At 64.3% G+C, this 11,195-nt stretch carries 13 protein-coding genes and 2 pseudogenes; 8 read left to right on the top strand and 7 right to left on the bottom strand.

Going from position 1 to position 11,195, the window contains the following annotated elements:
• Together WAW17_RS13930 and WAW17_RS13925 are read right to left on the bottom strand one after the other, a co-directional pair.
• Window positions 1–365 (bottom strand): annotated as a pseudogene (locus WAW17_RS13930) (protocatechuate dioxygenase); the annotation flags it as partial.
• A gap of 66 nt (window positions 366–431) precedes the next feature.
• The gene (locus WAW17_RS13925) at window positions 432–1,196 is read right to left on the bottom strand and encodes a pirin family protein (RefSeq protein WP_422333547.1); all 765 of its coding nucleotides are present in this window, start codon (window positions 1,194–1,196) and stop codon (window positions 432–434) included.
• Window positions 1,197–1,447: 251 nt separating this feature from the next.
• Here WAW17_RS13925 and WAW17_RS13920 point away from each other — a divergent pair, with 251 nt between their 5' ends.
• Entirely contained in the window at window positions 1,448–1,627 is a 180-nt protein-coding gene (locus WAW17_RS13920; protein WP_422333546.1) for a hypothetical protein, read from the top strand.
• A 60-nt stretch (window positions 1,628–1,687) separates the two neighbouring features.
• On the opposite strand, the gene WAW17_RS13915 is transcribed toward WAW17_RS13920, so the two are convergent.
• Genes WAW17_RS13915 through WAW17_RS13905 form a run of 3 tightly spaced genes read right to left on the bottom strand, consistent with a single transcriptional unit; the run spans window position 1,688 to window position 2,588 of the window.
• Window positions 1,688–1,843 carry a DUF6131 family protein gene (locus WAW17_RS13915; RefSeq protein ID WP_422333545.1) on the bottom strand — a complete coding sequence of 52 codons (156 nt, stop codon included), beginning with the start codon at window positions 1,841–1,843 and terminating at the stop codon, window positions 1,688–1,690.
• 46 nt (window positions 1,844–1,889) lie between these two features.
• Window positions 1,890–2,096: a hypothetical protein gene (locus WAW17_RS13910; RefSeq protein WP_422333544.1), complete on the bottom strand. Its 207-nt coding sequence runs from the start codon at window positions 2,094–2,096 to the stop codon at window positions 1,890–1,892.
• Between the two features lie 24 nt (window positions 2,097–2,120).
• The gene (locus WAW17_RS13905; protein ID WP_422333543.1) at window positions 2,121–2,588 is read right to left on the bottom strand and encodes a hypothetical protein; all 468 of its coding nucleotides are present in this window, start codon (window positions 2,586–2,588) and stop codon (window positions 2,121–2,123) included.
• 100 nt (window positions 2,589–2,688) lie between these two features.
• Between WAW17_RS13905 and WAW17_RS13900 the strand changes: the two genes are divergently transcribed.
• Window positions 2,689–3,318 carry an alpha/beta fold hydrolase gene (locus tag WAW17_RS13900; RefSeq protein ID WP_422333542.1) on the top strand — a complete coding sequence of 210 codons (630 nt, stop codon included), beginning with the start codon at window positions 2,689–2,691 and terminating at the stop codon, window positions 3,316–3,318.
• Window positions 3,319–3,359: 41 nt separating this feature from the next.
• Window positions 3,360–4,256, top strand: coding sequence for an alpha/beta fold hydrolase (locus WAW17_RS13895; RefSeq protein WP_422333541.1), 897 nt, complete (start codon window positions 3,360–3,362; stop codon window positions 4,254–4,256).
• A 48-nt stretch (window positions 4,257–4,304) separates the two neighbouring features.
• On the opposite strand, the gene WAW17_RS13890 is transcribed toward WAW17_RS13895, so the two are convergent.
• On the bottom strand, window positions 4,305–4,892 hold the full coding sequence (locus tag WAW17_RS13890; RefSeq protein WP_422333540.1) for a phosphoribosylanthranilate isomerase: 588 nt from the start codon (window positions 4,890–4,892) through the stop codon (window positions 4,305–4,307).
• A gap of 25 nt (window positions 4,893–4,917) precedes the next feature.
• On the opposite strand from WAW17_RS13890, the gene WAW17_RS13885 reads away from it, so the two are divergent.
• The 3 genes from WAW17_RS13885 (at window position 4,918) to WAW17_RS13875 (ending at window position 8,082) form a co-directional block, all read left to right on the top strand.
• Entirely contained in the window at window positions 4,918–6,222 is a 1,305-nt protein-coding gene (locus WAW17_RS13885) for an alpha/beta hydrolase (protein WP_422333539.1), read from the top strand.
• Between the two features lie 167 nt (window positions 6,223–6,389).
• On the top strand, window positions 6,390–7,628 hold the full coding sequence (locus WAW17_RS13880; protein WP_422333538.1) for an acyl-CoA dehydrogenase family protein: 1,239 nt from the start codon (window positions 6,390–6,392) through the stop codon (window positions 7,626–7,628).
• A 73-nt stretch (window positions 7,629–7,701) separates the two neighbouring features.
• A complete protein-coding gene (locus WAW17_RS13875; RefSeq protein WP_422333537.1) occupies window positions 7,702–8,082 on the top strand; it encodes a VOC family protein in 381 nt (126 codons plus the stop codon).
• Here the strand turns inward: WAW17_RS13875 and WAW17_RS13870 are convergent.
• Complete coding sequence (locus WAW17_RS13870; RefSeq protein WP_422333536.1) at window positions 8,054–8,662, bottom strand: TetR/AcrR family transcriptional regulator; 609 nt, start codon at window positions 8,660–8,662, stop codon at window positions 8,054–8,056. The two genes, WAW17_RS13875 and WAW17_RS13870, sit on opposite strands and share 29 nt — an antisense overlap.
• Window positions 8,663–8,887: 225 nt before the next feature.
• Between WAW17_RS13870 and WAW17_RS13865 the strand changes: the two genes are divergently transcribed.
• Together WAW17_RS13865 and WAW17_RS13860 are read left to right on the top strand one after the other, a co-directional pair.
• Window positions 8,888–10,687: a multicopper oxidase family protein gene (locus WAW17_RS13865; protein ID WP_422333535.1), complete on the top strand. Its 1,800-nt coding sequence runs from the start codon at window positions 8,888–8,890 to the stop codon at window positions 10,685–10,687.
• A pseudogene (locus WAW17_RS13860) lies at window positions 10,684–11,195 on the top strand (alpha/beta hydrolase); the annotation flags it as partial. The gene WAW17_RS13865 and the pseudogene WAW17_RS13860, both read left to right, overlap by 4 nt.

Below are 11,195 nucleotides of genomic sequence, written 5' to 3'. Positions count from 1 at the left end.
GAGTAGACGCCGCCGGCGTCGCAGTGCCAGATCTCGACCACGGCATTGCTCACCGCGGCGGCTTTGCCGTCGACGGAGCAGTTCGTCATGTCCTGCACACGCAGCGCGAGCTGCAGGTTCGTACCCGGGCGGTCCTCACGGATGTCGCTGCGGATGGAATGGACATCGAACCAGTACGGCCCCTGGGTTTCCTCGACTCCCATCACACACTGGGGTGCCTGGTCGAGCAGAGCGGTTACGGCGTCGGTGCCGGCGGCAGTTGTGGAGGGAGCCGTGGCTGTACTGCTCCCCGTCCCGGTGCACGCGGCGACGAGACCGCCGAGCGTCACCGTCCCGCCGAGCGCAAGTGCCCTTCGCCGGCTCACTCGCCGGCGGCTGCTCTCGACGTCTTCATGGAGATCGTCCGGCCCGGCTGTGAGCTTTCTGTGAACTCACCCGCCGAGGCGCGCGTGCATCTCCCACACCAGAACCTCGGCGCCGGAATCCGAGGAGATCCGCTGACCCCCGGACGCGCTGAGACGGACGGCGTCCCCCTCGTACAGCGTGCCGACGCCCTCCATCTCGGCGACACCCTCCGCCATGAAAACGTGCAGGTACGGAGCTTCGGGAAGAGCAACCGTCTTGCCGGGAAACAGGCGGGCCACATGTAGTGCGGCATACCTGTTGTTGATCCGGATGGCCGATTGGTCTTTGTATTCGCGCATTCCGGACGCCACCGACACCAATCCGCCCTTCAGTACCTCGTCCTCGATCTCGAGCTGTTCGTAGCTCGGAGTGAGGCCCACCTCGTCGGGAACCACCCACATCTGAACGAAACGGACGGGTTCGTGATGCTGCTCGCCGCCCAGCCGCCAGCTGTCGTTCTTCTCCGAATGCCTGATGCCCTTGCCCGCACTCATACGCTGCGCAAGGCCGGGATAGATGACGCCGGAGTGTCCGATCGAGTCCTGATGCACAAGGGATCCGCGCAACACCCAGGTGACGATTTCCATGTCCTTGTGCGGATGCGTCTCGAATCCCTGACCGGGAAGGACGGTGTCGTCGTTATTGACGAGGAGCAATCCGTGATGGGTGTTGTCGGGGTCGTAGTGCTGCCCGAAGGAGAACGAATGCTTTGAATCCAGCCACGAGATCTTGGTTTTCAGCCGATCGCCGGCGCGATGAACATAGACGTGCGGGGTGGTGACTGTCGGCATATCGGTCCTCCTTCGGGCGGTACCCGGTCCAGAGTACGAGTTGCCGGCGGCGCTTTCCCACGAGCCGGTGTCGATTGTGCATCGAAATCGATCACCGGGCTCGCCGCTCCGGGCGCCGTCCATCGGAATGAATTATTGTTGCGCAGTGCGTCATTGGCGAAGGTGTGCGGCGTGATCTCAAGCTCGCCAACGAGTTTGGCACTCGCTTGCGCCTCGGGCGGGGGTACAGTTCGCAATGTGGAAGGAGTGTGATGGACGAGAATTCGGATCGCCACAACGAGCAGCTACCCGAGCACAAGAGGATTTCAGACCTCGTGGACGGTATGGAGGCGCGCATCACGGCCGAACGCGAGGCCAGGGGTGTGGAGGGCAACCGCGCCGACCGGGAAGAGGTCGAGTCCGTCGAGCCCGAGGATCAAGCTCCCGAGTGACCTCGAGGGGTTTACAGGGTCACTCGGGAGTTTGCAGGGTCACTCGGGCTTGCAGGATCGTCAATACCAATACTTGCGGCCGCCCACCGCGCGCCCGGTAGTACCGAGCAGCAGAAGTACGAGGCCGACGACCAAGAGGATCACACCTATTGTTGTGAGGATCGAAATCCCCGCGACCAAGCCGATGACGAGCAGGATGAGTCCCAGAACGATCATGGTTCCTCTTTCCACTGACTAGGCTGCTTTTACTGACTGGGCTGTTTTACTGACTGGGCTGGGGAATTTCGCAATCCACCTTCGGATTAACACCCGCATAATTGAGTGGACCAGCAATGACAGTCACCGCGATTGTGCCCGCGCTCGCGCAATCAGCAGAGGCATCCTCGAAATAGCCTCGCTGAAAAACCGCGATCGCCCCGATGACGAGCCAGACCACGACGATCACCGATACGAGCCGCCCGATGCGCATTTCCGACCTCCCGGATGCTTGATGCTACGTGGGTGTGGTGTCGGTCGGCTTCGAATGAGCCCCCGGCGCGTCGGTCCCTCGCGGAGGGCCGTCGGTGTCCCTCGCGTGACTGCCAGAAGCGTCGCCCGTGTGCGTCTCGCTCCGCTTCACGTCGGGGTCGACGGTGTCGGCCCGCTTCCATTCCTTCTGGAGTTCGTCGCGAGACGAGGTCGCGGTGCTCTGTTGTGCCTGCGCCTCGTGCTGCAATCTCTCGGCCTCGGCCGCCTTGGCGTCTGCCTCGGCCTGGGCTCTGCGCGATTCGGCAGCAGTTTCGTCTGCCAGTGCCTGACGTTGTCCCACGACGGAGGATTGTTCCTGCACGGTGGCGCGAATATTCTGCGCCTCGAGGCGGCGGGCTTCCTTGCGTCTACGGGACGCCATCAGGGCGATACCGATCAAGATCAGCACGACAACAATCGCGACGATGATCCATATGACGGTGGAGGTGCTCATGTGCTACTCCCATCAATTTGATAATTCACATTACCCCGCTGTTACTTCCATAAACATCACAAAAGCTGAACGGCCGGACACAGGCCCTACTGTGAACGGCATGAGCGAGGTGCTGGAACGGGACGGGGTACGGGGCCATCTGCATATCCCAGCGGGGGATGCGGCGGGTGGATTGGTTCTCACGCACGGTGCCGGCGGCAATTGCGACGCGAAGATCATGAAGGCGATGGCAGACGGTTTCGCGGAGCGGGGGATCGTGGTACTGCGATTCGACCTGCCGTTCCGGCAGCGCCGTGCCTCGGGTCCGCCGTCTCCGTCGAAAGCAGCGGAAGACCGGGAGGGTATCGCCGCGGCGGTGAAGGTGATGCGGGATATCACGACCGGTCCCGTGTGGGCCGGTGGTCATTCGTACGGTGGACGCCAGACATCGATGCTCGCGGCCGAGCGTCCCGGACTGGTGGACGCACTGCTGTTGACGTCGTATCCGCTCCATCCGCCGGGCAAGCCCGAAAGGCTCCGGGTCGAGCACCTGTCCGCCCTGCACACGCCGACGGTGGTCGTTCACGGATCCAGGGACCCGTTCGCCACCACCGAAGAAATGCGATCGGCGCTCGAACTGATTCCCGCCGCCACCACACTCGTCGAACTCGACGGCGCCCGGCACGATCTCGCACCCGACAAGTTTCCCGTCGTCGAACGTGCGGTCTCGGCAATGCTGGACCTTCCATAGGTGGGTCAGGGCCTCGGCACCCCGATCGGTATGTTCGGTGGATGAGCGATGTGCAGACGGACGTGCCCGACTGGTTCACCACCGCCTTGGCCTCCACGGTCGAGACAGGTCAGGTGGACGTCGCAGGCGCACGGGTGCACTACCGGGCATGGGGGCCTGCCGGAACTCCCGGGATCGTGTTGATCCACGGCGGTGCCGCCCACAGCAGATGGTGGGATCACGTCGCCCCGATGCTGGCCGGGAATCGGCGTGTGGTGGCCCTGGATCTGACCGGGCACGGTGACAGTGACCGGCGTGAGAAGTACGGCCTCGAGCAGTGGGCGGAGGAAGCGCTCGCCGTCGCGAAACCGGGTGGAATCGTCGGTGCTCCGGCATTCGTGGGACACAGCATGGGCGGCATGGTTTCGTATGTGGCTTCGCAGCTGTTCGGTCAGGATCTCGGCGGCGTCCAGCTGATCGATTCCCCGATCAGGGCCCGAACGCCGGAGGAGGAAGCCGCGCGCAGTCACCAGGCGTTCGGTCCCAAGAAGGTGTATTCGACCAGGGCCGATGCTCTGTCCCGGTTCCGTTTCGTCCCGGAACAGGATTCGGCGGTGCCGTGCGTCCGCGCTCACGTCGCGGAGACGTCGCTCGAGCAGGTGGAGGGCGGATGGTCGTGGAAGTTCGATCCCGGGTTCTTCGCACGCGAGGACGGCAGTCAACTGGGCCGGTCGGAGCCCAGGTGCCGTATCGCCTACTTCCGGGCCGAGAACGGCATCGTCACCGACGAACTGATGGCCGACATGCGGGAACGATTCGGCCCCACCGCGTTGATGATCGACATCCCCGACGCGGGACACCACGTGATGATCGATCAGCCGTTGGCGCTGGTCGTGGGCATCAGGACCGTCCTGGCATCATGGGACGTCGAGGATCACGTGGTCCGGATGCCCGGCTGATCACCCCTGCGCGCGGACTGCTGATCACCCCTGCGCGCGGACCGCTGATCACCCCTGCGCGCGGACCGCGGTGACGAACTGTTCGATCAACGCCGGGTCCTTGACGCCGCGAGACGATTCGACGCCGCTGGACACGTCGACACCCCACGCTCCCGTCGCGTCGATGGCTGCACGCACATTACCGGGATCGAGCCCTCCGGCGAGGATCCACTCACCCTCGGGGCGGCTCGTGGCGGCCCAGTCCCACGGCACCCCGGCGCCCGCATCAGCTCCGTCTACCAGCAGTCGGTCCGCTCCGAAATCGCCGGACGTATCACCGGCGACAACGGCGCGGATCACGGTGAGACCGGCGTCGCGGAGGGCCGACACGTCCTCGCGCGAACGCAGATCGTGCACCTGCACGGTATGCAGACCTGCCTCGGCGGCCACCTCGATCACTTGCTGGACCGAACTTCCCTTGAACACGCCCACCGCGGTCGTGGCGCCGGTGACCCGGCTGACCAGCGGTGCGGCGTCGCCCGGGCTGATCCTGCGGGCACTGTCGGCGAAGACGAATCCGATCGCGTCGACGCCCAGCCGGACGAGCACATCGACGGAAGTGTCGTCGCGTAGGCCGCAGACCTTGATGAATGTCACCGGCGCGATTCTATAGGCTTTCCGGGTGGACCGTCTCAGCGATCTCAGTATCATCTCGGGGCCTCTGCCCTGGATTATCGCGGTGATCGGTGCGGCAGGGGGCGGATGGCTTCTCGCGTCGCGAGCGCGGTGGTACCGGCGATGGGCTGTGCCGATCTGCCTCGTCGCGGCAGCGGTCGTGACTGCCGTCCTGTACGTCCTTGTCGAGAAGGTACTCGAGCCCTTTCCGGATCCCATCGAGATTCCGATCTATGTATGGATCGGGATCGGCGTGTTCGCACTGCTGCTGCTCGTGCCCCGGATGCGCGCCGGCAGGACCGTCAAGGCAGCGGTGGTGACGGTGGTCGCGACGGTCGCCGTGGTGTTGACCTCGGCAACGCAGATCAACCTCGTCTTCGACGCCTATCCCACGGTGGGAACCGCCTTCGGTGCGGAGCCGTTCGAACGAGTCCGGTTGCAGGATCTCGGCAGCAACACGGAACAGGTTGTGACAGCAAGGCCGCTGGACGCCTCCTGGACGCCACCCGAAGGCATGGACACCCAGGGGAAAGTTCTCACGGCCACCATTCCGGGCGAGAAGTCGGGGTTCAGCGCGCGCAGCGCGGAGATCTACCTGCCGCCGGCCTACTTCACCGATCCGCGCCCACTGCTGCCGGTACTGGTGCTGCTCGCGGGTCAGCCGGGCAGCCCTGACGACTGGCTCGCCGGCGGCAAGCTGGTGACGACCATGGATGCATTCGCCGCCGAACACCACGGTCTCGCTCCTGTCGTGGTAATCGCGGACGCCACCGGCTCGCAGGTGGCGAACCCGCTCTGCGTCAACTCCAGGTTGGGCAACGTGGCCAGCTACCTTTCCACGGATGTTCCGGCGTGGGTGAAGTCGCACCTGCAGGTCGACCCCGATCCGAAGTCGTGGGCGATCGGGGGACTGTCCTACGGCGGAACCTGTTCACTCCAGATGGCCACCAACTACCCGGATGTGTACCCCACGTTCCTCGATCTGTCGGGGCAGGAGGGACCGACCCTGGGAGATCACCGACGGACTCTCGACGAGGCCTTCGGCGGCGACGAGGCGGCGTTCGAGAAGGTCGATCCGATTGCTCTGATGACAGCGCGAAAGTACCCGGACACCGCCGGTGTGTTCGTGATCGGCACCGACGACCACGACTACCGGCCGGACGCGCAGAAGGTCTATCAGGCCGCGAAGGCCGCGGGCATGGATGTGCAGTACGTGGAAGTCCCGGGCGGACACAGCTTCGCGGTGTGGTCGGCCGGGCTGGAGAAGGAGATGGATTGGTTGGCTCGGAGACTGGGCCTGATCGGCGGGTAGCGACGCGGCGGGGACCCGGTTTCGACGTCGAGTCCACGCGGGCGATCGAAGATGACGGCACTCTCGGGACGCTGACGTCCGAGTGGCTCGGATCTGCTGTTCAATGACAGGAACGTGTTCTATATTTGCGGGAAACCCTTTGTCTCTCAGCGAGTGGAGTCCCCGGCATGTATGAGTGGTCCGACACCGACCTGATGTTCCGCGACGCGATCCGCGGCTTCATCGACAAGGAGATACGACCGCACGTCGACAAGCTCGAGTCCGGGGAGATGCCGCCGTTCGACATCATCCGCAAGCTCTTCGCCACTTTCGGCCTGGACGAGATGGCTCGCGAGGCACTCGAGAAGTCGCTCGCCAAGGACCGCGGTGCCGACGCCGATGCGGAGAAGAAGGAAGACAAGGCCGGTGGCCTCGGCGGTGCCGGCAGCATGGGCGTCATCATGAACGCCGAACTCGCGGGAGTGAGCCTGGGCCTGGTCGCCTCGCTCGGCGTGAGCCTGGGACTCGCGGCCGGCACCATCCGCAGTCGTGGGACGCTGGCCCAGAAGGAACGGTGGCTCCCGGCGTTGGTGACCTTCGAGAAGGTGGGTGCCTGGGCCATCACCGAACCGGACTCCGGCTCGGACGCCTTCGGCGGCATGAAGACGTACGTGCGCCGTGACGGCGAGGACTACATCCTCAACGGGCAGAAGACGTTCATCACCAACGGCCCCTACGCCGACGTCGTCATCGTCTACGCGAAACTCGACGAGGGAGATTCGTCCGTCGACCGACGCGACCGGAAGGTACTCGCGTTCGTGCTCGACGCCGGGATGGAAGGGTTCACCCAGGGTGCACCGTTCAAGAAGATGGGGATGAACTCGTCGCCCACGGGTGAGTTGTTCTTCGACAACGTGCGTCTCACCCGCGACCGTCTGCTCGGGGAGACCGAGGCGGGTGGCCAGTCGGACGGCAAATCGAGTGCCAAGGAAAGTTTCGCCGCCGAACGCATCGGCATCGCGTCGCTGGCCCTCGGCATCATCAACGAATGTCACCGGCTGTGTATCGACTACGCCAAGTCGCGCAAGTTGTGGGGTAAGGAGATCGGACAGTTCCAGCTCATCCAGCTCAAGCTCGCCGAAATGGAAATCGCACGAATCAACGTGCAGAACATGGTCTTCAACGCCATCGAGCGGACCGCGGCCGGCGACCACGTCACCCTCGCCGAGGCGTCGGCGATGAAGCTCTACTCGTCCCGGGCGGCCACCGAGGTGGCGATGGAAGCGGTGCAGCTGTTCGGCGGCAACGGGTACATGGCCGAGTACCGCGTCGAGCAACTTGCACGTGACGCGAAGTCGCTCATGATCTACGCCGGCAGCAACGAAATCCAGGTGACCCACATCGCGAAGGGACTGCTGGGAGCGTGACACGTTCCACCCCGCCGGAAACCCAGTCGTGGGCCGAACGTCGGCGGGCTGTCGTCAACGGAAGGACACCGCCGTGAAGGTCACCTCGAGCGCATTGTCACTCAACGTCGCGGACCCCACCGCATCGGCGGAATTCGCCAGGACTCATCTCGGTTTCGTCGAAGAAATGGCAGCCGACGGGTTCGTGTCGCTCGGGCGCGACGACGTCGGCTTCAACCTGATCTTCCTCAGGACCGGGCTCGGGACCTTCAAGCCGGCTGAAATCGCCGGAGATGCCGGACAGGGGCTCCTGATCGCCCTGGTCGTGGAGGGAATCGACGCCGAGTACGAGCGCCTGCAGGGTGAGGGTGTCCCGATCGTGACACCGATCGAGACCGAACCGTGGGGTGAACGCTATTTCCAGATGCGCGATCCCAACGGCGTGATCATTCAACTGGTGGAATGGGTGTCGTGAGAATCTCCATGATCATCTGAAGTTCTTCCGTCGTGGGAGTGGGCAGGCTGTCGCGTCCGTGCACGAAGCCGATGCCGGCGTACACCAGCGTGCCGGCGCGCAGCCTGGCCTGCCTCTCGTCGAATCCCAACTCCTGCAGTGCATCCTGAACCAACTGCATGATGCGCTGATCGAGGGCACGGACAGATGCCGCCACTCGCGGCTCGGTGCGTGCCCACTCACGCACCGCACGTTCGACGGACCATGCGCGGTGCTCGACGAGAAGTGATGCCATCCGTTCCAGACGCTCGCGGACCGGTGTGGAGGCCAGGGCGTCGAGACCGCGCTGGGCATCGTTGTCCTGTGCGCACCATCGTTCGGCGACCGCGGTCATCAACTCGTCGATGTCGGAGAAATGCCAATAGAAGCTGCCCTTGGTCACCTCGAGGCGTTCACACAGACGGGAGATTTTGACCTCGGACACACCATCGGTGACGAGGAGATCGAGAGCCGCGGCCGTCCAGTCGTCCAGCGACAGTCGAGGGGCACGGGTACCGGGCTTACGTGTGGTCTCCGCCCGTCGGGCCGGCACTTCGGTCATCGACTGCCCTCGCGATCCTGATGGGTGTTGCCGGGAGAAAGTCTACGTGCCTCCGCCACTCCTTTCACCGCCGCAACGGCGATCAACGCGAACTGCGGTTGCATGGGTTCACCTGGTCTTTCTCTATGATTTCGAAAACCTCTTTCTCCATACCATACGGTAGGGTATGGTCGGCGGCACCGAATGATCATGACCTGCATCACACAGATCGGGAGCACTCTCCGAATGACATCCACGCTTTCCCGGCGAGCGCTCGTGCGCGGGGCCGTCGTCGTGGCAGGCCTGGCGGTGACACCCGCCGCGGTGCGGGGTTCCGGCCGGGCAACCGCGCAGAATCCCGAGCTTCCGCGCCCCTTGATGTTCCGTTCGCCGCGACTCGAGCCGTTCCGTGACGCGATGCCGATCCCCCCGTCGATCTCGGGATCGACCATCGAGATCGCGTCACGCACCACCTCGCATCGATTCCACCAGGACCTTCCCCACTCGCCGGCGCTGGGGTACGGAGGTATGGACTATCTCGGGCCGACCATCGAGGCCCGGGCGGGCGCGGAGACGGTGCTGCACTACCGCAATGAGATCGGTACCCATCCGTTCGTGGCAGACATGGACACGACGCTGCACGGCATGAGCGAAGCCACCCGCACCGACCCGCCCACCTCCATGCACCTGCACGGCGGCGTGACTCCGCCGGAGTTCGACGGTCACCCGGAGTTGATCACCCGCCCCGGCCAGGGCTACACCTACAAATTCCCGAATCGTCAACCGGCAACGCAACTGTGGTACCACGACCACGCGATGGCGATCACCCGGACCAATGTGTATGCAGGTTTGGCGGGCATGTACCTGCTACGTGACAATTTCGACACCGGGCTCGCCGACAATCCGCTGGGACTCCCGTCCGGACGCCACGAGATGCCGCTCGTCCTGCAGGAGAAGATCTTTACGGACAACGGTGCGCAGAGCCTCCGATCCACGCCCATCGTGCCCGAAGGCCGTTGGGAGGGTGGCGCCGTCGGTGACGTCGGTGTGGTCAACGGCAAGGCGTGGCCGGAACTCGAGGTCGACCGGGGGCTCTACCGATTCCGAGTGATCAACGCCGCTTCATACAGCGTGTGGAATCTCTACCTGAGCAATGGAATGCGGTTCTGGGTGATCGGTGCGGAGGGCGGACTACTCGACGCTCCGGTGCCCGCCACCCACGTACGACTCGCGCCGGCCGAGCGCCTCGACATCCTCGTCGACTTCGGGCAGCTCGATCCGGGAACCTACGTCGAACTGCGCAACGATGAGCAACCACCGGCTCAGGCCGCCCAGATCGGGGCCGTTGCGATGCCGCTGTTCTGCCGGTTCAAAGTCGGTACCGCTCGCGGGTTCACCGGACCGGTACCGCACACACTGCGCGGTGGCCGCCGTCAACCCTCACTCCTACCGCCCGTCGAGCAGCCTCAGTCGTTCCGGAATCTCACGGTGAGTCAGCCATTCGATCTGCGGCTTCCGCCGTCGATCATGACACTCAACAACCTTCGCTTCTCCAGTGACGACATCGAGATGCCGCGTCAAAGGACCGTCGAGCAGTGGAATCTGATCAACGTCACCGGCGATCCGCATCCGATTCACATTCATCTCGTGAACTTCCGCATCCTCGGCCGGCAGCCGCTCGACTCCTTCCGGTACACCGTGACCAATCCGCAGCCCCCGGTCGGGGTGCGCTGGACGCCCAGCGCCGAGTCGTACCTCCTGGGCCCGCTGATACCGCCACAGCCCTGGGAGTCGGGATGGAAGGAGACGGTGCGACTCGATCCGTATTCGGTGACGCGACTGATCGTCCGGTTCCCGACCGCCGACGAACTGGGTTTCGATCCGGATGCACGGTTCGGCAGGTCGCCCGGAGCGCACGGCGGACATGCTGCTGGGCACGGGGGTTCGGACCTACAGGGCTCGGACCTACAGGGATACGTATGGCATTGCCACATTCTCGACCACGAGGACCACGACATGATGCTGAAGTACAGGACGATCGCATGACGCAACCACTGCTCCGGGTGGACGAGTACTTTCAGCGAATTCCGTACCGGCCCGCCACCGACGGCCGGGTGGAGGCCCACTCCGGTCTGACCCGTCACTACCCGGTGCTGCACGGCAACCTCGTAGAAGCGACCGGGTCGGATCGTGCCGTCGGTGTCCTGATGGCGCATCCGGCGTCGAACTTCCTGTCGCATTTTCTGCTGAAGCCGATTGCCGAATCCGGACTCCCGATCATGGCCATGAACACCCGGTACGCACAGAACGAACCGGCACTGATCATGGAACGCGCGATCGAAGACCTCGGTACCGGAATCCGCTGGATGCGTGAGGAACTCGGATTCGAGAGCGTGGTACTCCTCGGATTCAGCGGGGGCGGCTCTCTCGCCTCCTTCTACCAGTCGCAGGCCGAGAACCCGACCGTCACCACGACACCCGCCGGCGATCCCGCAGATCTGGCTTCGGCGAAGCTCCTTCCGGCCGACGGTCTGATACTGCTGGGTGCCCATCC

Source organism: Rhodococcus sp. (in: high G+C Gram-positive bacteria), assembly GCF_049286785.1.
In the GTDB taxonomy this organism is placed as follows: domain Bacteria; phylum Actinomycetota; class Actinomycetes; order Mycobacteriales; family Mycobacteriaceae; genus Rhodococcus_F.
Note: the sequence above shows the minus strand (reverse complement) of the source record. Positions and strands in the feature narration are given on the sequence as shown.

What these genes read in the sequence shown, in the direction of transcription:
- WAW17_RS13900 (WP_422333542.1), top strand. Translation starts at nt 2,689, where the DNA reads ATGAGCGAGGTGCTGGAACGGGACGGGGTACGGGGCCATCTGCATATC.
- WAW17_RS13880 (WP_422333538.1), top strand. Translation starts at nt 6,390, where the DNA reads ATGTATGAGTGGTCCGACACCGACCTGATGTTCCGCGACGCGATCCGC.
- WAW17_RS13865 (WP_422333535.1), top strand. Translation starts at nt 8,888, where the DNA reads ATGACATCCACGCTTTCCCGGCGAGCGCTCGTGCGCGGGGCCGTCGTC.
- WAW17_RS13915 (WP_422333545.1), bottom strand. Translation starts at nt 1,843, where the DNA reads ATGATCGTTCTGGGACTCATCCTGCTCGTCATCGGCTTGGTCGCGGGG.
- WAW17_RS13920 (WP_422333546.1), top strand. Translation starts at nt 1,448, where the DNA reads ATGGACGAGAATTCGGATCGCCACAACGAGCAGCTACCCGAGCACAAG.
- WAW17_RS13925 (WP_422333547.1), bottom strand. Translation starts at nt 1,196, where the DNA reads ATGCCGACAGTCACCACCCCGCACGTCTATGTTCATCGCGCCGGCGAT.
- WAW17_RS13910 (WP_422333544.1), bottom strand. Translation starts at nt 2,096, where the DNA reads ATGCGCATCGGGCGGCTCGTATCGGTGATCGTCGTGGTCTGGCTCGTC.
- WAW17_RS13905 (WP_422333543.1), bottom strand. Translation starts at nt 2,588, where the DNA reads ATGAGCACCTCCACCGTCATATGGATCATCGTCGCGATTGTTGTCGTG.
- WAW17_RS13895 (WP_422333541.1), top strand. Translation starts at nt 3,360, where the DNA reads ATGAGCGATGTGCAGACGGACGTGCCCGACTGGTTCACCACCGCCTTG.
- WAW17_RS13870 (WP_422333536.1), bottom strand. Translation starts at nt 8,662, where the DNA reads ATGACCGAAGTGCCGGCCCGACGGGCGGAGACCACACGTAAGCCCGGT.